Below are 17,541 nucleotides of genomic sequence, written 5' to 3' on the forward strand. Positions count from 1 at the left end.
CACCAAAACCTCTACGTGGGAGAATTGTCGCAGAGCAACTGCCCACCGGGATCGCGCTGACAGCCCAATACCTTGGTCGTGTTTGGGCCTGCCGTAGAGCCTCTCAAAGAACTGGTCAACGCTACGGGGCTTCTTGAGACACTCAAGCGACTCAAAGAGACGAACATGCCGAGTATCTACTGGTGCTGGTACCTGAACTGCTGCTCTACGGTCTGATAAGTTCCGTCAACACTAAACCTATACGACAATAGCGAATCTAGCATATTTACATACATACCATGATATGTTGACAGATCCACAAGTGGCGATACAATGCAGGATGTAGTCGACGCAAGTCTCTCAGCAGGCTTCACCACAAACATACTACGCCGGTGTGTACAACAAAATCCAGGAGCTTGTTTGCCGTAACTGGTTGAGGAGAGGAGGGTGGTGCGGGGGGTGGGATTTGAACCCACGCCGGCCTACGCCAGCGGGTCTTAAGCCCGCCCCCTTTGACCTGGCTCGGGCACCCCCGCACCGTTAAGAAGGTGTTGTGGTTAGTGGGAGGGTTATAATGGTTAATCGGCATTCTTGCTTCATGTCTCCTAGTGGAGTTTACTCTTCAGTGCCTTCGAGTTCTTGCTGTAGGAGTTCTTGTAGGACTTCGCGGTACTCTTCTCTCTCCTGCTCCCACTCCTCGAGCGTCTTGGCTGGGCGGCGTTTGGCCTCACTGACTTTTAGCGTTGTTATTGTGTGTTCTTCCTTTGGCGTTTCCCCCACTATGGTGTAGTCGGTTACCTGTTTAGCGCTTATTGTCTCCGTGTAACCACATCGAGTGCAGCGTAGGATTACGTTGTCTCCTTCACGACCTGCAGGTATCATGAGGCCACCGCAGCGGGGGCAGAACTTCATCCCGTTCATCCCCTAACCATGTGCTTTGTTGGGATGTGTTTGGGGCCACCGCACTGCTAGGCATGGGGTGTGTATATATTTTTCGTGGCTGCGTGCTATGGTAAGACTTTTACTACGACTCCCTCTATAAGTACTGCATTGTATTCATCTAGGAGTCTCACTGCCTCATGGAGCCTTGTATCGCTTGAAGCGTATATCGTTAGCAGGGGGTCTCCCTTCCTTACACGGTAGCCTGTCTTGACGTGTAGCTGTATGCCTGCGCCCTTGTCCTCGGGTGCTCCTGCCGCACGAGCTGCGAGCGATATTGCGCGGTTGTCTATCATTGTTACTATGCCGTCACGCGGAGCTTCAAGAGTGAACTGCTTGGGCGCCAACTTTATGTCTTCAGGCTTTATGTCGGGATCACCCTCCTGAACCTCTATTATCTCGCGGAACTTGCGGTATGCTGCACCGCTGCGAAGTATCTCGCATGCCAGACTGTAGCCCCGCCCGCGTGGCACTACGCCGCCGAGTTCAAAGACTAGGCCTGCTAGGCTGCAAGCCTTCTCCACCAGGCTTGACGCTCCATCACCCTTCATCAGTGTTTGTAGAGCTTCCCGTGCTTCTAGTGCTGGGCCAACACTGAAGCCTATGGGTTCGCCACCAAAGGTTATCGCAACTCTCATCGCTATGTTTAGCCTCCCAGCCTGGGCAAGGAACATAGATGCTAGTAGCTCAGCCTCACTCTCATCCTGCACCTTAGCGCCCCGGCCTGTAGGGAGGTCTATCACCAGTCTCGACACGCTCATAGCCAGCTTCTTCGCGAGTATACTGGCAACCATCTGGGTAGGGGGATCCACACCTATCCTGCGTTCAACCCTTACGAAGATGTCGTCAGCCGGTGCGAGGTTTAGCGCGCCACCCCAGACTATGAGGCCACGGGCTCTTAGCGCCATATCATGCAGTTCTTGTGGCTTGAACGCGACCTTAGCGAGGACCTCCATCGTGTCTGCCGTGCCTGCCGGACTCGTTATCGCCCTGCTACTAGTCTTTGGTATGAGTAGGCCTCGCGACGCAACTATGGGTACGACCAGGAGTGCAACCTTGCTGTTTCCGGGTACACCACCTATACTATGAACATCGTAAACTGGTTCGCCAAACTTTACAACCTCGCCAGTCTCCACCATGGCTCTTATGAGGTGCTCTAGCTCCTCGTCGGCTAGCTTGCTGTAGAGCTGGCTTACTAGGAACGAGGCTATCTGTGCATCGTCATAGTATCCTGCAACTATGTCTGCTATAAGCATCTTATACTCTGCAGCGGATAGCCTAGCTCCGGAGAGCCTTTTCTTAAACGCATCAAAGCTTGGCGGCACATCAATGGGGTGTACATCCACAGTATCGCAGTCACCAAGTCTCTCAACGAGGCCCTTGGTTAGTTGTGCAACACGCTCGGGGACCCGGGGATCAACAATAACTACTGCTCCGACACCTCTACCCCTGCAGACTACGCTGGCTCTCAGGCCGGCTACTACACCGAGATGCTCAGCATCACGGGGGTTTAGGATGACAGCATCGTGACCCGGATCTATTGATGCTGCCTCAACCTTTAAGCCCTTAACCGGCATATTCACCAGCCACGCCTTCCCCTTTAGCCTGGATTATCGGGGGACAGGTAGGTTTCGATTCTACACGCTACATATAAACCTACTCGCTAAGGGCTAGTTGGAGTAGATGCGTGGGTAGCAGCGTGTATGTGCAAGGTTGCTGTGATGCTTGTATTGGAGTTTCAGGGAGATGAGCTAGCTGTTAGAGGGTATTTCCACCCAGCTGGCTGTATGGGAGCACGGTACCCACATCTAGATGTTGATGTTCCCCGCTGGCATCTACTCTGGCTACTTGCTGCCAAGCGTGGTATACGGCTTAGATGCCGCAACGACCGCGGCGTATTGCTCCTCGAGGAGGAGCTTACAAGAGCAGCTGTTAGGGTTAGGGCTCTAAGCGGCAGAGTGTTGTGCGGCGCTGAGCGCGTCTACATTATGAGGCGCAGGAGCGGCGGCATATACATTGCGCCAGTTATGTTTGAGCCTCAGGCGCACGGGTTACCACACGGTGGCTAGCTGTTTCGGCCGGTGGCTCTATCCTCATCGGCTCCAGGAGCCCAGCATTATTACCGCTAGCTGAGGCTTATAGACCCCTAGCTACGGGCTAGACCACGGCAAGTCTTAACACTACATGCATGTATGTGGTGGGGTGTTTGGCTCAGCGGCTGCCCTGGAGGTTTGTAGCTGAGTGGACCAGTGAGGGCGAGATGGTTTTAAGGGAGGTAAAGCGCATCTACGCTGCTGGTGCTACGCGGTACCAGGAGTACATGATAGCAGAACTTGCCGGCATTGGCAAAGCATTAGTGCTCGACGGTAAGGTTCAAAGCAGTATTCTTGACGAGCACTGGTACCACGAGGCGCTCGTCCACCCCATACTACTAGCCCACCAGTGCCCAAGGAAGGTGCTGGTTATAGGGGGTGGCGAGGGAGCAACTGTTAGGGAGGTTCTAAGGCATAGCTGTGTCGAGCACGTAACAATGGTTGACATCGATGAGGAGCTTGTAGAGCTTGCAAAGAAGCACCTCGCCGAGTGGCACCAGGGAGCATTTAGCAGCGATAAGCTAGAACTGGTTATCGGTGATGGTCGCCGCTACGTCGAGAACTGCCACAGAAAGTACGACGCCATAATACTTGATCTGGTAGACCCCATGGAGGGTGGGCCCGCAGCACGCCTATACACGCTAGAGTTTTACCGTGCTGTCAAGGGCTGCCTGCGGCCTGGCGGTGCAGTAGTTACACAAGCTACTTCGCCAACACTGTCACCGAGAGTTTACGCTGTTATACGTAACACGTTAGCTAAAGTATTCACTATTGTGAGACCGTATGTCTCCTATGTGAGGAGCTATAATGGTCTATGGGGCTTTGTAGCTGCTTCCGACACCGTGGACCCAGCTAAGCTATCAGCTAAGGAGGTTGATGAGCTCATAGCAGCAAGGATAAGGGGACAGCTACGGTTCTACGATGGCGAGACACATGAGTGGATGTTTAGGCTACCACTACCGGTTAGACAAGTGCTAAGCGAAACCAGGGACTATGCAACCGACGAAAAACCCGTCTACGTCCCTGTCTAGGCGACCGAGACCCAATAAGGTTAAGCCTATAAACCCAGCATAGAGTACTAGCTATCATCATGGCGTGTGGGTGCCGGGGTGGCCGAGCGGTCCAAGGCGGTGGGCTCGAGACCCAGGTTTTCCGGCTTGGTAGGGGCTGGGAGACCCACTGCCCCGTAAGGGGCGCGCGGGTTCAAATCCCGCCCCCGGCGCCACCAAAACCATAAATACCCCACTCTATGCTCATTACACCAATAGTCATGGAGCTTCTGGCTGCGGGGGTGCCCGAGCCAGGTCAAAGGGGGCGGGCTTAGGACCCGCTGGCGTAGGCCTGCGTGGGTTCAAATCCCACCCCCCGCACCACTCCTTTCCAATCCGTTCCTCGTTGCTAATCCCCATTTCTTACAGCCTTAGCAAAGTTGTGCCAAACCCCAGGTACTCTTCCACTACAATGTAGTGATGCACGCGTTTCCCCGCTGCATAACGCGGATATACACGTGCAATGGTTACAATACCGTATTGCAAGATAGCTCTACACTTGTCGGAAATAGCGTAAAGCTAGCAGCTGCAACAAGGAATGTTGCAACATATAGCAGGGATCGAGCAACAGAAGCCAGGCCGTCCATGTGTATGCCTCATCTCACCGCCTTAGCCTTCTCCTCTATGACAAGCTTGATTGTTGGCTTGTACATGTAGTACTGGATTGCCATGATCACAGCAGCGAGCAGTAGCAGTATCGCTATTCACTCGTGGCTGAAGTACATGTAGCAAGGCGCTGCTGGCTGTTTGAGGCCGAGATAGCACCGACATACTGTCACACAAGCATGAATGTCGTGCAACTCGAAGAGATCGCCATGTAAATAGTATTGATGCACTAGCACGCCTATAGCTGCAAGCAGGAGTACCAATCCAATTCCTGTCACCATGCTGCTGCAACCATAAAGAGGGTGGAGGAACCACCATCTGTGGAGGGATCATAAAAACCATGCAGTAATACGAACCATACATCTATCATAATCATGTATTGGAGAAGGGAGAGGGTGGTGCAGCGCTTCAGTAAAGCTGGCGCCGCGCGAGTACCAGTATTGCAGTAGTTAGCAAGAGCAACAGCAGCCCACAAATCCCACCTTCGCATCAACCCCCTTTCTCTATCCCCATGGACTTAGCTTTGACCGTACATGACTAGTTTCAGCTACATGGCTTTTCGAGCCTTACCGTTATAGGGATGGGTGTTTCTGCCTGCTGCATCGAGACTATAGCTTCGCCCGGTTTCAGTCTTCCTATGATGTCTGCTAGGTCTCTGTCTCCTAGTAGTTGGGCTGCTACCGCTCTGTCGTTAGCTGATGATAGTCTGTGAACTATTATTGTATTGAAGTTGTGTAGACCGTACTCCTCTATCAGCCTGGGGCTCTGGGTTACAGCTACCAGCCCTAGACCATACTTTCTCGCTTCTGCTAGTAGCTCTGTAACCGTGGGGGTTAGGAGTATGTGCTGTGCCTCGTCCACGACTATTACTGTGTTCTCTATCTTGCCTCTTAGTGCTAGGCTGTAGAGCTGCTGTATGAGTAGGAGTGTGTAGAGTTTGCGTATGCGTGGCGACCTTATACTGCTCACGTCAAGGACTACCGGGTTCTCCCTCGTCTCGGCTAGAGGCTCGCCGCCATAGAGCCTTATTAGGTCTGCATAGTCACTCATGGCTAGGTGGCTTAGCCGCCTAATAACCGCAAGCCATATCTCCTTCTCGGCCTTGCTCGCCTCGTTGAGGCTCTGATACATCTCCTTCATGACATCGAGCAGCGCCTGCAGCGTATTCTCCGCCAGCCGTTCTGGGGCTCTGTCGAGAACATCTCCTGGAACCCTTCCAGCCAGCACATCGGTTAGGCTCTTAGCCGTGTGAAGCTTCGGGCGAGAACCTAGCGCAAGTACGGCTGCCAGCAGTGTTGACTGGAACTGGCTTAGCTCCAGCACCTTCTCTATACCAGCAATGGACTCCTCGAGCAGCAGTAGCTCCGACAACATAGCAACCCTTGGGAGTTTAGAGCCTCTCAGCACCGTATACCTAGCACCAACCCTCTCTAGAAGGCTAGGATACTCACCATGCCAGTCGACAATCACGACTCTCACACCTAGAAGCGAGGCACATGCAGCTATGCGGGCCGCCGTATGCGTCTTACCAGACCCCGTAGCACCCAGTATGGCTACATGCCTGTAGAGGTCCTCTATGGGCAGGTAGACGGGTTCCACCCCACTAAACCCTATGATAACACCTAGGCCTGGAGCATTAGTGTCCAGGAAGGCTCTACCCCCCACACTAGCGCTACGGGGCGGAGGCAGGAGAGGGCCATCACTACAGCTGCGGCTACGACTAAACACTATACCCGGGATGGACTCTACAACTCCGGCGTAGCTTCGTGGAACCTCGATACGCGAAGAGCACCTGCCGCGCCAACACTCAAACACATAGTAGCCGCCAACACCCGCCAACAACCCGTAAAGCCTCTCGATGCGACCAACAAGCTCTACAGTATAGGAGGACACGCAGAGCCTCGCATAACCCCCAGCTACACCTCGAAGAAGCCTAAACAGCCTACTAACCACAAGACCCCATGAGTAGCTCTCATGCATTATCCACGCAGCGGGGAGCCCGAACCTAAAAACGATACATCTAACCCCAGTAACACTGAAGCTTGAGTGAGTACGAGCAACTGTAGACATCACAGAACCACAAGAGGTTATGCTAGCAGACAAGTAGGTAGATTGTGGTGCGGCGGCCGGGATTTGAACCCGGGTGACCGGCTTGGGGGGCCGGCGTCCTAGTCCAGGCTAGACGACCGCCGCAGCCACCTGGGAGAGCGCTCCCCCATGAGCATATGTATCCAGCTTATATGGTGAGGGTTTATAGGGTTTTGCTACTTTTCATAGCTGTGCCGGAGGTGTAGGATGAGCTACGAGAGGATACGCGCCTTCATAGCTGTTGATATTGAAGATCCAAGCATCGTTGCCAAGCTTGTACAGATTAGGGATAGCTTCGTTGCAACTGGCGCTCCTATGAAGCCCGTGGAAGATCAGAATCTACACATAACACTCCGTTTTCTCGGTAACATACCATTAAGTCTTGTAGACGAGATTGAGAAAATAATCCGTGATGCTAAGCCCCGCAGGGTAGTAATAAGGATCCGTGGTGTTGGCGCGTTTCCCTCACCTGCTAGGCCCAGGGTAGTATGGGTTGGCGTCGAGGAGGGAGAGGGAGCTAAGGAGCTTGAGAGACTCTATAGAGAGATTGAGCGTGGACTTAGAAGACTTGGATTCAAACCTGAGAGGGAGGAGTTTGTCCCCCATGTAACACTTGCTAGGCTCAAGGGCTCAAGGAATATTGATAGGGTAGTAAAACTTCTCAACGAACTCGCAGACATCGAAGTTGGAGAGATCGTGCTAGAGTCCGTGCGGCTTAAGCAGAGCATATTGACGCCACGTGGGCCAATATACAAGACCCTTAGAGAGGTTAAGGCTGTTGAAGCGTAACCGAGGCGAGATATACTCCCTCATAGCAAGACTGTTCCATACTGGGTTTAAGGGTTACATTGTAGTTATAGAGCGTGGACGCGTCTCCGGAACTAGGCTCATAGGGTTCAATGAGGTTTCAAGGGTGGCAAGAGGCTTCATAGAGTTAAAAGATGGGACAGTAATACCTCTCCACCGTGTCATAGAGGTTCTCGACGAGAAAAAGCAGCCCGTATGGAGGAGGTGGCGTGAAGCTAAGAGTTACTCGGATGAGGACTCCTCTCCAGGTCCAAGCGCTCCCTGACTAGCTATTCTGCCTGTAAGTATCCTCGGCTTACACTCCTGCCATGCCGCTATGATGCTAGCAGCTCTATCAATAGCCTCTTCACTGCCGATAACTATTAGGGACCCCGTGTAGGGGTCAAGACCTGCAGCATAAGCGCCAGCACTTAGTGCTTCACGACGTGCACGCTTTACATCCTCGGGGGCAGCAAAGTCCCAGGGGCTCTCGTTGACTAACAGCTCCGAGAATTCTATCCTCCATCCTTCAGTTGAGAGCAGTAGCAGTGCCAGGGCAGCATCCTGTGCTAGCTCTAGGTATCTGTCAGCGGCTATGCAGACTTCTGCAAGGCTAGCTTGCCTGCACGGCACTACTACACCGATATGCAGCGGTAGTGCACCAGCGTAGACACGTGCCATGAATGCTGGCTGCTCTGTACCAACCGCTATACCACCTAGCAGTGATGCGGCAACAAGCGGGGCTTGTGGCCTACCTGTAGCGGATGCCACAGCCCTATTAGCTACTACCATGAGATCACGAGAGTCGGGTGCAACACCAAGAAGCTTTGATAAGCTTGCAACTGTTGCAGCGGCCGCTGCAGCCTCAGCACCAACCACTGCACCGCCGTCGTCTACAGAGATGCTGAGCGCGGCTTCCTCGCCAAGCATTTCAAGGAGCCCCGTAGCAGCATAGTATACGGCTCTACGTACCGTGTCGCTGCCACCGCTAACGCTTACAGAAAGACCTTCAAGCCCCAGAACCTCCACCCATACACGCACAACTGCAGAGTCAAGTGCGGCTCCAACAACACCAGCAAAGCTGCCGGGAAGGCCTACAGCTACGGGTGCAGAGGAGGACGAGAATGAAGCCCGGAGACTCATAGTGATATAGCCTCCAACCCTATAGCCTAGCGTTATAGATCCTTAAATCAATGCAGGTGCGGGCTTAATGGGCAGCGCTAGGGGATGCAGGGTACGCCTCGTAGCACTAGACGTTGACGGCGTAGTGGTACCTGTAAGGAGCAGCTGGGGTTACATCCATGAAGTTCTTGGAACAACAGAGGATAGCGAACTAAACTATAGCCTCTTCCGGAGCGGTCTCATAGGCTACTGGGAGTGGATGTATCTAGATACGCTTGCATGGGTGGAAGCAAAGCCGGGCATAACACGGTGGGAGCTAGAGGAAATATTCAACCAAATACCCATAAATAGTGATGCCAAAAAAGCCGTCGAGATATTGAGGAAGGCCGGGCTTGAGATAGCACTGGTAAGCGGTGGCGTAGATATCCTAGTATCACGGGTAGCTAGAGAACTGGGAATAAAGCACTGGATATCACCAGCATTAGTCTTCGATCCATGGGGCCGCTTGGTACCGGGTGGTGAGCCACGGCTAGAGGCAGACCGAAAGGACAAAGCCGTACTAAGACTAGCGAAAAAGCTAGGCTACACTATGAGGCAAGTTGCATTCGTCGGTGACAGCAAATGGGATCTGAGAGGCATGAGAGAAGCGTGCCTCGCGATAGCAGTAAACCCAGCGGATAGCGAGGTCATACGCGAAGCTGACTATGTGGCGAGAAACCTTGTCGAGGCTGCAGAGTTCATAGTGAAACACGCCTAACTGGAAACGATCTTCCTAACAATACCCTCAACAACCACGTTATCACGCTTAACGAGCAACGGCGAACTCATACCCACCACATATACAACAGTCTCGTTAGCCCTCAAGCGCGGCACAAGGCTTAGAAGATCGCCAATGACATTCTGACTTACAACATCATCCACAAGACTTACGGGAGTTATAAGAGCTGCTACTGCAGCCCCCTCCTCGTAGATTATAACGCCGATGAATCGAGAGGAATTACCCTCCACAAGCTCTACAGAATAGTGCTTTGCACCGACAATCTCAGCCAGCTTTGAAGCCATGTCACGGGCTTGCTTCTCCCCAAGGCTGACAGGAGCAAACACCTTCACCTCAACTACTGGCCCACTAAACCCTAGCAGTGCTGGCGCAAAGATGTATATAACCTCGGCTATTAGGAGGATTATGATGCCTGCCCCCATAGCGTAGACTATTATCTTGCCACGCCTACGCCTAGCCAAGACGCACACCAACAAAAACAAGGCACCCATGAATTAAAAGGGGTATCCCTCGAAGGAGCACTATTAAGATGGAGCCTAGAAGCTAAGAAGGGGTATACCTCTCCACCCACCCCCTACTCCTACGGGGATAGTGTCATGCCAGCAAATCTTACACCGGAAGCACAAGCGAAACTCGCAAAGTATAGCGAGGCCAAGACTATCGAGGAGAAGATTCGTGCCCTCGAGGAGTTCCTATCAGTAGCACCAAAACATAAAGGCGCGGAAAACCTGTTGCTCTGGGCTAAGCGGCGTCTTGCAGAGCTGAGGGAACAGCTGGAAGAGGAGAAGAGGAAAAGGAGGTCCAGAGGCGGTGGAGGCCCAAGAATATTCATTGAGAAGGAGGGAGCAGCCCAGGTAGCTATCATCGGACCGCCCAATACTGGCAAGAGCATGCTAGTCCACAAGCTCACTGGCGCGAGAACAAGAGTTGCAGACTATCCGTTCTCAACGGTTAACCCTGTCCCTGGCATGTTGCCCTATAAGGACATATACTTCCAGCTCATAGATACGCCCCCGCTGTCCGAGTCTGCACCACAGTACATACCTCGGATCGTGGGTATAGCCCGCAACGCTGACGCCATAATAATTGTTGTAGGCCTTGACGAGGATCCACTACAGCAGTACATCTACGTGCGGGACATCCTGGCCGAACACGGCGTGTTCATAGAGAAGCCGAAGGGCACTGTACGCATTGAGAAGGGTGGAGAGCACGGCATACAAGTTCTAGGCAATGGAAGGATAATTGACGGCACTGTTAAGGATGTAGAAGTCCTGCTTGCAAGGTATAGGATATACCGCGCCAAGGTATACATTGAGGGCGAAGTCACACTTGACGATATCGAGATGGCGATATTCCGCAGCACAGTCTACAAGCCAGCAATAGTCCTAGCAAACAAAGCTGATCTTCCAGGCGCTGCTGAGAAATACCGTAAACTCTACAGCTACCTAGCCTCGCGGAGAGAACGCAGCGTATGGCTCATACCAGTTTCAGCTAGAACCGGGCTAAACCTCGACAAGATAGGGGAGGCTCTCTTCAAACGCTTAGACATCATAAGGGTCTACACTAAGAAGCCCAACAGCGAGCCGACAAAAACACCAGTTATACTTCGCCGAGGCGCCACGGTTAGGGATCTAGCAGAACACATACACAGCGACTTCCTAGAGTACTTCCTCTACGCTAAGGTATGGGGCCCCTCAGCTAAATATCCCGGCGAGAGAGTGGGACTAGACCACGTACTAGAGGATGGCGACATCGTGGAAATACATACACGGAAGTAGGCTAGCTACTCTAGCCCAGCGAGCCTCCTAAGCCTCCTCACTATAAGCTCGTAGACCGGCTCACCTTCTCGGAGAAGCTTATAGCTCAACGGCGGGTTCCAGCCTGGGATTATGCGGCGTATCTCCTCCAGCACGACCCGCCTGGGATAGAGCACTGGATTTCTAACCTCAAGCGCCATCGCTTTCGATGCGCCCTTAATGTAGTGCCATGCATCCCCACCGACGCCTGCATCATCATGCTGCATAACCTTGCGCCATACTTCTTCAGCAGTTCCCTCAATAACTCTGCCCACAGTGAACTCGCCGATAATTGCTCTCACGTTGCCAGATGCGTAGACCACCATGACCGCGCCCTCGGGGATGCGACCAGCAATATTGCGGCGTAGTTCAAACTTTTTCTTCTCACGGAATATCTGATATGCGTAGACAGGCCTAATGGATATGAGGTATATCTCGGCACCCGCGGCAGTTATCGCTGGCTCTGCCTGTTGTAGCTTCCTCTGCCTAGCCAATACCGTCACCTCTCACGTTTACTACCATAGCGTTCGATTAGGCTCTCATACTCTCTGCGAAGATCCCTCTCCTCGACTTCGCCCATAGGCGTCTTTTCCCTCCATGCGCGGCTGGTGAAGCGATAGAATTCGGTATCACTATCGAGCCAACACGTTGGCGGCATACCAGCCTTAACGCATGTTTCTGCTAGGAACGTCTCCTCGTCCCATAGATACTCTACCGGAACCTCTGGGAGGAGTAGACCCTGCAGGAACCCTTTCTTAGCTACGAGGCCGTGGCGGCCAATGACTATGCTCTTCACCCTCTCCTCTGGAGTTGAAGGTAGAGGCTCTAGTGGGCCTAGAACGCTAACCTCGAATGTTACCCTTGGAAGCTCGTTGCGGTTCATAGGGGGGAAGCGTGGATCGTTAAATGCTGCCTCAACAGCGACATCGATTACTGTTTCGACTAGGCTCTTAACAGGGTATACGTAGCCTATACAGCCCCTAAGCTCCCTCGCCTCTGGCCCGTAGTATGTTGTTATCGTTACGAACGCTGCGCCTGGCCTCAGTAGCCCCTCGGGTGCATCGCTGGGTATCGGCATCCGCTTACCATGCTCGAAGTAGTATTCCACACTACGCCTTGCAAGTCTTACCAGGTATGCTCCCTCCTCGAATGTTAGCTCATCCGGTCTAACCTGCTCTCCAGACATACCCTTAGCCCCCTCTAGACTCTCTACATGGCCTAGAAGCCCTTAATACTATTAGCGTAGCTGTAGCTCGCCACCAACATTCGGAGCCATTGGATCAGCATCGCTGCATACTGAGGTGTCCATCTGTGGTGGAGCCCGTTGAGGCTGTATGTGCAAGGATTCTGGCGCGTATCGAGGCTAAACTCTACTCCCTCCGCTACATCGTCGAGAAGATGAAGCCTCGAGTGCCAAGGGGTCTCCTCAACGCGCTCTGCCTGGGTGTGCTGAGGAACTACAGGCTGCTCATACGCGCTCTCCGCTATTGCGGATACCGTGGAGACGTCCGCGGCAATGCCAGAGGCTGGCTTCCAATAGTCATCGCCTACGAGGCTATGTTCCGCCACGATTCTGTGCCAGCTGAGAAGCTTAGAAGCCTTGGGGTACTAGGTGGGGAAACCATAGATTGCTTGCGTGGCCTTGAGCCAAAGCATGTAGTCTCTGGTCTCCATGGGCTCGAGCGACTAGCAGTGCTCTACAGCATGCCGCTGTGGGTTGTCGAGGAGCTTGCAAAAGCAGAGCCACCAGGCGGCATAGAGGAGTTGCTGAAATCGTTCCAGGAGCCGACACCGATATGGATAAGGTTTAACAAGCGTAGGCTCAGTAGGGAGCAAGCCATCAAGATGCTGGAGGCTATTGGCATAAGCGTGAAGCCAGACCCCGTGCTCGACGACTCGCTAGAGGTTATACGGGTAGAGCCAGGAGCTATAGAGAGGCTTGATAACAGACTGTTCTACGTCCAGGATAGAGCTGCGATGCTGGCTTCACACCTCCTAGGGAAGTTCGAGGGTGCCGTGTACGATTTCTTCAGCGCACCCGGCAATAAGCTAGCACACACCTACTGGCGGAGCGGCCCAACCTACGCTGTAGCACTTGAGGTTTCAAGGCGGAGGCTACACGACGAGCAGAGGCTCCTGCAGCGCCAGGCAGTACTACTTGTTGACGCTGCCGAGGCTGATGCCACTAGGCCACCACTGAGGCCGGGCAGCGGGAGGGCTATAATAGTGGATCCAGACTGCACCAGCATGGGCAGGCTGGGTCATAGTCCAGAGACGAGGCTCTTCCTCGAGAGGGCTGGACGTAGGATCGTTGAAAGACTCGCGGAGCTGCAGGAAGCGGGGCTCAGGGCAGCACTTAGAACAGCTGCCAGGGGGGCCAAGGTCGTGTATATGACATGTACATTAACGCTCAGGGAGAACGAGGAGGTTGTTAGGAAGGTTGTTGAGGATGGGCTTGCAGAACTCGTGGAGGCTAAGCCCCTCATAGGCGTATGGAGCCCCTTCATGAGGAAGACACAGCGCGTATACCCCCACATGTCTAAGTGTACGGGTGGCTTTGCAGCACTACTCATCAGAGTCTAGAGCGCCTCTATGCTCGGAGTACTTTATTGCTGCGAGTACACGTACAGCAATCTCCCTTGACAGCTTATCGATAGGCTTCTCTACACCATTCCTAGATCCTTCAACCCATAGTACAACTGGCACCACGCGGCTAACCCGCTGGATGACGTGCCTGTAACTCTCTCTGAGCGCACGAAGAGCTGCAAGTGTTTCAGGTAGCTCGCGTACCCTGCCCCTAGAGGCAAGGCGCCGAAAAGCTATGAGAGGCTCTACATCAATGTATACAAGTATGTCTGGCCTCCATGCATACTTGTTAACGATATAAACCCAGTCAGCATCCACAGCGTAGGGAAAGAGTTCGCAAGTCTGATATGCTAGGCTTGAAATCCAGCTCCTATCACTTACAACGATGCAGCTCCTACCCTGCAGCCTTTCCTCAAGCGAGCGCTGCAGTAGGAGCCTATCAGCGGCAAAGAGCAACGCTAGTACATCCTGGTGGAAGGGACCGTGCCGGAGCATGTGCCGAATAACACCGCCCACAACATCCTTTGAGGGCTCCTCGACAAGCTCTACACAGTAGCCAAGAAGACGCAACTTTTCAGCCAGCAACCTGGCATGAGTTGTTGTTCCAGCCCCGTCTATACCCTCGAACACAACATATACGGGCCTAGCCAATGTTCGTGCCCTCGGACGCCTAAGTGGGGCTATCCACGCCCTTCCAGCTGGGGGCTGGTGCTGTATGGCTGGTATAAGGGTGCTGGGGATAAACGGCTCTGCTAGAAAGTACGGTAACAGCTTCAAGATGCTATGGATAGCACTTAAGGCTGCAGAGGACGAGGGCGCCGAGACCGAGATAATACACCTCTACGACTACAAGCTGATACTCTGCATGGCATGTTACTCGGACAACCTCTACGAGTGCTACTACCCGAAGAGATGCCCCCTAGGACTGGAGGACCAGTACCACGAGATAGCCGAGAAGATATTGTCGAGCCATGCTGTGATATTCTCGACACCAGTATACTGGTTTATGGCCTCTGCAGCTGTTAAGACCCTTGTAGAACGTATGACCGGCATGGAGAACATGCTATACCATATCGGTAAGAGCCTCCTCGACGGCAAGGTTGCAGGTATAATAGCTGTCGGCGAGGAAACTGGAGCCACCATGGCCCTATCCTGGCTTATGCTAACACTTAACATGATGGGGTTCCATATACCAGCCTGGGCTACCGTGTACTACCACGGGAAGGGAGACGCCATGGATAATGAGCAAGCTGTACTAGACGCCTATAATCTCGGCCGCAACGTAGCTAGGCTAGCAAAGATCCTTGCCGGCAAGGTTGACGGAGAGCCATGGTATAGCCTAGACTACCGGAGTAGAGCACGCCAGCTTGCCGAAGAAGCCAAAAAGACCGCTATGAATAACCGCGAAGCTGCACGGAGGGATAGGCCGTGGCTATAACCGTCTATGGCCCTGTAAGGCTTGGCGACCCCGCCATTATAACTCATGGCGGTGCTGGTAGCTGGAAGGCCCTTGAAAGGATAGACCCGGCAGTAGAGGCTACAAGATCAGCAGCCATGGCTGGCCTTAGAGCTGCTGCTAAGGGCGTCCTAGAAGCTCTTGTAGAGGCCATCGCATCGCTAGAGGATAGTGGTGTGCTTAATGCCGGGCTTGGAAGCGTATTAACCTACGACGGCCGCGTAGAGATGGATGCTGGGCTCATGCTGGACGATATGCGGGCCGGCGCAGTGGCTGTAGTATCATACCCTCGTAATCCTATAAGACTCGCTGCATACGTGGCGGAAAACCTTGACCACATAATAATTGCCGGTCCCGCCGCTGATAGGCTAGCAGAGAGGCTAGGTCTTGAGAAGCATCCAGGCCCGAGCCAGGCTGCCCTGGAGAGGTGGAGAAAGCTTAGGGAGCAGCTAGAACGAGGCGAGGGCCCTAGGTGGGCCCGGAAAATAGCCGAACTCTACGGCGATACTGTGGGCGCGGTAGTTCTCGTCTCGGGCCGACTCGCAGCCGGCACAAGCACCGGGGGTATCGCGTTAAAGCATCCAGGCCGCGTTGGTGACTCCCCCATTCCCGGTGCGGGGTTCTACGTTGAGCACGGTGTTGGTGGCTGTGCTGCAACCGGGATAGGCGAGACGATAATACTCAGCAGACCTTGCATACACGCCGTCAAGCTGCTAGCTGAGGGCATGCCCGTAGAGGAGGCTGCAAGGGCAGCTGTTGCCAGACACACAAGACTATTCGGCAGCGATAACCTCGGCATAATACTGCTAGACGCCAAGGGCAATGCCGCTGCCGCAATAAACACTGAGGGCATGCCCGTAGGCCTCGCAGGGGCTGAGCTAGCAGAACCTCTAGGAGTGATGCTCCGAAGAGGAGAGGAGAGAGCATAAAGATAAAGAAGCCCCTGTGTCTAGCCAGCGGCCGGGTAGGGAAGGAAGAGCTGAGTGGAGGCTGGCAGGCATGGAGTACATATATGCTAGCCTCGTGCTCTACGCAGCTGGCAAAGAGATAAACGAGGAGAACCTAAAGAAGATCCTGGAGGCCGCAGGCATACAGGTGGACGAGGCTCGTGTTAAGGCCGTTGTTGCAGCACTAAAGAACATCAACATAGACGAGGTCATAAAGTCTGCAACAGCAATGCCCGTAGCTCCGGCTGCCGCTCCGGCCCCGGCTGCACCCGCCGCTGCTGAGGAGAAGAAAGAGGAAGAGAAGGAGGAAGAGGAGAAGAAGAAGGAAGAGGTCAGCGAGGAGCAGCTCGCAGCTGGCCTCGAGAGCCTCTTCGGCTTCTAATAGGCTCGCTACAAGCCAGCCGGTACCCGAGGAGTGTTTTTACCCCCTCTCAGCTGCGGAGCCTCGCATTCCTCAGTACTTCAAGCATTTTCCTCCTAACACTATCCGCTAGCTTTCCGACAAGCCTTACATAGTTCACTCCTACAGGAGCTTCATCATTCTCCTCTAGCGCTGCAAGTGTGCTGCCGTAGACTCTTCCATATTGTTCCCTAAGTTCTCTACCGCCAAGTATAGACTCAACAAACACATCTGCAATATAGCTACAAGGCTTGACAACATCCCAGTACAGGTAGCCGGCGACAGCATGAGCGAAGTCTGAGCGCTTACCAGCATAGTAGTCCATCATAGCCTTGACGCCAGCATCAATAACGTAGATTGATGCTGTGAATACTGGTAGCCGTGCAGCTTGCTCCTCAACACTGAGGGAGCGAAGCCTCTCCACTATCTCGCCGTCGGTACGGTGAGAGTAGTTTAGAACCCAACTCGGCACAAGTAGTCCCGGTCCAATATCACCATACATCTTTGCTATTAGCCCCTTAATCTCCATGTTGAAGTATGTTGCCGCGCCAACCTCGGTACCACCCTCGGCCGTCATGAAGTCCTCTATATCTCTACACACCGGGTGCTGTGTAGTTCTCCTCGACCTAACCCGGGGCCTACACTTATCCTCCCAGATGAGCCACAGATGGCTAAGTCTGAGAACGCTGGTAGCATAGACGCCTGCGATATCGTCTAGCTCCCTGCTCTCTATCTGCTCAATCACACGAGAAAACATGTCCGCTGGAAGCCGGGCAACATCCTCTATGAAGCCTTGTAAAGTCCTAACATGTACTTGGCTTCCACTAGCACCGTGTGTATGGTATGACATGCCTAGTGCACACCTATGCCAACGTAGTTTAGCAAATCTTCCATCTGAATGGCGGGGTGGGTGTTC

At 53.5% G+C, this 17,541-nt stretch carries 19 protein-coding genes and 4 tRNA genes; 12 read left to right on the forward strand and 11 right to left on the reverse strand.

Going from position 1 to position 17,541, the window contains the following annotated elements:
- Window positions 1–427: 427 nt before the first annotated feature.
- The 3 genes from HBUT_RS01980 to HBUT_RS01990 all read right to left on the reverse strand — a co-directional run bounded on the left by HBUT_RS01980 (window position 428) and on the right by HBUT_RS01990 (window position 2,495).
- Window positions 428–515 (reverse strand) — tRNA-Leu (locus tag HBUT_RS01980).
- A gap of 79 nt (window positions 516–594) precedes the next feature.
- On the reverse strand, window positions 595–891 hold the full coding sequence (locus HBUT_RS01985) for an RNA polymerase (RefSeq protein ID WP_011821568.1): 297 nt from the start codon (window positions 889–891) through the stop codon (window positions 595–597).
- 95 nt (window positions 892–986) lie between these two features.
- Window positions 987–2,495, reverse strand: coding sequence for an AMP phosphorylase (locus tag HBUT_RS01990; protein WP_011821569.1), 1,509 nt, complete (start codon window positions 2,493–2,495; stop codon window positions 987–989).
- Window positions 2,496–2,621: 126 nt separating this feature from the next.
- On the opposite strand from HBUT_RS01990, the gene HBUT_RS01995 reads away from it, so the two are divergent.
- The 4 genes from HBUT_RS01995 (at window position 2,622) to HBUT_RS02010 (ending at window position 4,384) form a co-directional block, all read left to right on the forward strand.
- Entirely contained in the window at window positions 2,622–2,987 is a 366-nt protein-coding gene (locus HBUT_RS01995) for a hypothetical protein (RefSeq protein WP_011821570.1), read from the forward strand.
- A gap of 128 nt (window positions 2,988–3,115) precedes the next feature.
- A complete protein-coding gene (gene speE, locus HBUT_RS02000) occupies window positions 3,116–4,042 on the forward strand; it encodes a polyamine aminopropyltransferase (protein ID WP_420804941.1) in 927 nt (308 codons plus the stop codon).
- Between the two features lie 72 nt (window positions 4,043–4,114).
- Window positions 4,115–4,236: transfer RNA gene (locus HBUT_RS02005), tRNA-Ser, on the forward strand.
- A 60-nt stretch (window positions 4,237–4,296) separates the two neighbouring features.
- Window positions 4,297–4,384: transfer RNA gene (locus tag HBUT_RS02010), tRNA-Leu, on the forward strand.
- Window positions 4,385–5,209: 825 nt separating this feature from the next.
- Here HBUT_RS02010 and HBUT_RS02015 read toward each other — a convergent pair.
- Both HBUT_RS02015 and HBUT_RS02020 read right to left on the reverse strand, forming a co-directional pair.
- Window positions 5,210–6,619, reverse strand: a complete 1,410-nt coding sequence (locus HBUT_RS02015; RefSeq protein WP_194840489.1) for an ATP-binding protein — start codon at window positions 6,617–6,619, stop codon at window positions 5,210–5,212.
- 162 nt (window positions 6,620–6,781) lie between these two features.
- Window positions 6,782–6,859, reverse strand: a tRNA-Gly gene (locus HBUT_RS02020).
- Window positions 6,860–6,961: 102 nt separating this feature from the next.
- On the opposite strand from HBUT_RS02020, the gene thpR reads away from it, so the two are divergent.
- Both thpR and HBUT_RS02030 read left to right on the forward strand, forming a co-directional pair.
- Window positions 6,962–7,543, forward strand: a complete 582-nt coding sequence (thpR, locus tag HBUT_RS02025) for an RNA 2',3'-cyclic phosphodiesterase (RefSeq protein ID WP_011821573.1) — start codon at window positions 6,962–6,964, stop codon at window positions 7,541–7,543.
- A complete protein-coding gene (locus tag HBUT_RS02030) occupies window positions 7,533–7,826 on the forward strand; it encodes a DUF504 domain-containing protein (protein WP_011821574.1) in 294 nt (97 codons plus the stop codon). Before thpR ends, HBUT_RS02030 begins: the two co-directional genes overlap by 11 nt.
- On the opposite strand, the gene HBUT_RS02035 is transcribed toward HBUT_RS02030, so the two are convergent.
- The gene (locus tag HBUT_RS02035; RefSeq protein WP_011821575.1) at window positions 7,784–8,683 is read right to left on the reverse strand and encodes a hypothetical protein; all 900 of its coding nucleotides are present in this window, start codon (window positions 8,681–8,683) and stop codon (window positions 7,784–7,786) included. The two genes, HBUT_RS02030 and HBUT_RS02035, sit on opposite strands and share 43 nt — an antisense overlap.
- A gap of 67 nt (window positions 8,684–8,750) precedes the next feature.
- On the opposite strand from HBUT_RS02035, the gene HBUT_RS02040 reads away from it, so the two are divergent.
- Window positions 8,751–9,419 (forward strand): HAD-IB family phosphatase, encoded by a 669-nt coding sequence (locus tag HBUT_RS02040; RefSeq protein ID WP_011821576.1) that lies wholly within the window; start codon window positions 8,751–8,753, stop codon window positions 9,417–9,419.
- On the opposite strand, the gene HBUT_RS02045 is transcribed toward HBUT_RS02040, so the two are convergent.
- Window positions 9,416–9,901, reverse strand: a complete 486-nt coding sequence (locus HBUT_RS02045) for a hypothetical protein (RefSeq protein WP_011821577.1) — start codon at window positions 9,899–9,901, stop codon at window positions 9,416–9,418. The genes HBUT_RS02040 and HBUT_RS02045 overlap by 4 nt on opposite strands.
- 135 nt (window positions 9,902–10,036) lie before the next feature.
- Between HBUT_RS02045 and HBUT_RS02050 the strand changes: the two genes are divergently transcribed.
- On the forward strand, window positions 10,037–11,218 hold the full coding sequence (locus HBUT_RS02050) for an OBG GTPase family GTP-binding protein (protein WP_011821578.1): 1,182 nt from the start codon (window positions 10,037–10,039) through the stop codon (window positions 11,216–11,218).
- Between the two features lie 5 nt (window positions 11,219–11,223).
- Here the strand turns inward: HBUT_RS02050 and HBUT_RS02055 are convergent, their stop codons facing one another.
- On the reverse strand, window positions 11,224–11,739 hold the full coding sequence (locus tag HBUT_RS02055; RefSeq protein ID WP_420804942.1) for an ASCH domain-containing protein: 516 nt from the start codon (window positions 11,737–11,739) through the stop codon (window positions 11,224–11,226).
- Complete coding sequence (gene amrA, locus HBUT_RS02060; protein ID WP_011821580.1) at window positions 11,736–12,422, reverse strand: AmmeMemoRadiSam system protein A; 687 nt, start codon at window positions 12,420–12,422, stop codon at window positions 11,736–11,738. Before amrA ends, HBUT_RS02055 begins: the two co-directional genes overlap by 4 nt.
- Window positions 12,423–12,547: 125 nt before the next feature.
- Here amrA and HBUT_RS02065 point away from each other — a divergent pair, with 125 nt between their 5' ends.
- Complete coding sequence (locus HBUT_RS02065; protein ID WP_011821581.1) at window positions 12,548–13,819, forward strand: RsmB/NOP family class I SAM-dependent RNA methyltransferase; 1,272 nt, start codon at window positions 12,548–12,550, stop codon at window positions 13,817–13,819.
- Here the strand turns inward: HBUT_RS02065 and tmk are convergent.
- On the reverse strand, window positions 13,802–14,473 hold the full coding sequence (gene tmk, locus HBUT_RS02070; RefSeq protein WP_011821582.1) for a dTMP kinase: 672 nt from the start codon (window positions 14,471–14,473) through the stop codon (window positions 13,802–13,804). The two genes, HBUT_RS02065 and tmk, sit on opposite strands and share 18 nt — an antisense overlap.
- Window positions 14,474–14,537: 64 nt before the next feature.
- Between tmk and HBUT_RS02075 the strand changes: the two genes are divergently transcribed.
- From HBUT_RS02075 to rpl12p, 3 genes are all read left to right on the forward strand, one after another.
- A complete protein-coding gene (locus HBUT_RS02075) occupies window positions 14,538–15,260 on the forward strand; it encodes a flavodoxin family protein (RefSeq protein ID WP_011821583.1) in 723 nt (240 codons plus the stop codon).
- The gene (locus HBUT_RS02080; RefSeq protein ID WP_011821584.1) at window positions 15,251–16,207 is read left to right on the forward strand and encodes an isoaspartyl peptidase/L-asparaginase; all 957 of its coding nucleotides are present in this window, start codon (window positions 15,251–15,253) and stop codon (window positions 16,205–16,207) included. Before HBUT_RS02075 ends, HBUT_RS02080 begins: the two co-directional genes overlap by 10 nt.
- 70 nt (window positions 16,208–16,277) lie before the next feature.
- Window positions 16,278–16,607 (forward strand): 50S ribosomal protein P1, encoded by a 330-nt coding sequence (gene rpl12p / locus HBUT_RS02085; protein WP_048061685.1) that lies wholly within the window; start codon window positions 16,278–16,280, stop codon window positions 16,605–16,607.
- Between the two features lie 49 nt (window positions 16,608–16,656).
- On the opposite strand, the gene HBUT_RS02090 is transcribed toward rpl12p, so the two are convergent.
- Complete coding sequence (locus HBUT_RS02090) at window positions 16,657–17,475, reverse strand: hypothetical protein (protein ID WP_011821586.1); 819 nt, start codon at window positions 17,473–17,475, stop codon at window positions 16,657–16,659.
- Window positions 17,476–17,541 lie beyond the last annotated feature (66 nt).

The organism is Hyperthermus butylicus DSM 5456 (genome assembly GCF_000015145.1).
Lineage (GTDB): Archaea > Thermoproteota > Thermoprotei_A > Sulfolobales > Pyrodictiaceae > Hyperthermus > Hyperthermus butylicus.

Coding starts and splice junctions, on each gene's coding strand:
- HBUT_RS02090 (WP_011821586.1), bottom strand. CDS start 17,475: ATGTCATACCATACACACGGTGCTAGTGGAAGCCAAGTACATGTTAGG.
- thpR (WP_011821573.1), top strand. CDS start 6,962: ATGAGCTACGAGAGGATACGCGCCTTCATAGCTGTTGATATTGAAGAT.
- HBUT_RS01990 (WP_011821569.1), bottom strand. CDS start 2,495: ATGCCGGTTAAGGGCTTAAAGGTTGAGGCAGCATCAATAGATCCGGGT.
- HBUT_RS02035 (WP_011821575.1), bottom strand. CDS start 8,683: ATGAGTCTCCGGGCTTCATTCTCGTCCTCCTCTGCACCCGTAGCTGTA.
- rpl12p (WP_048061685.1), top strand. CDS start 16,278: ATGGAGTACATATATGCTAGCCTCGTGCTCTACGCAGCTGGCAAAGAG.
- HBUT_RS02050 (WP_011821578.1), top strand. CDS start 10,037: ATGCCAGCAAATCTTACACCGGAAGCACAAGCGAAACTCGCAAAGTAT.
- HBUT_RS01995 (WP_011821570.1), top strand. CDS start 2,622: ATGTGCAAGGTTGCTGTGATGCTTGTATTGGAGTTTCAGGGAGATGAG.
- amrA (WP_011821580.1), bottom strand. CDS start 12,422: ATGTCTGGAGAGCAGGTTAGACCGGATGAGCTAACATTCGAGGAGGGA.
- HBUT_RS01985 (WP_011821568.1), bottom strand. CDS start 891: ATGAAGTTCTGCCCCCGCTGCGGTGGCCTCATGATACCTGCAGGTCGT.
- HBUT_RS02075 (WP_011821583.1), top strand. CDS start 14,538: ATGGCTGGTATAAGGGTGCTGGGGATAAACGGCTCTGCTAGAAAGTAC.
- HBUT_RS02040 (WP_011821576.1), top strand. CDS start 8,751: ATGGGCAGCGCTAGGGGATGCAGGGTACGCCTCGTAGCACTAGACGTT.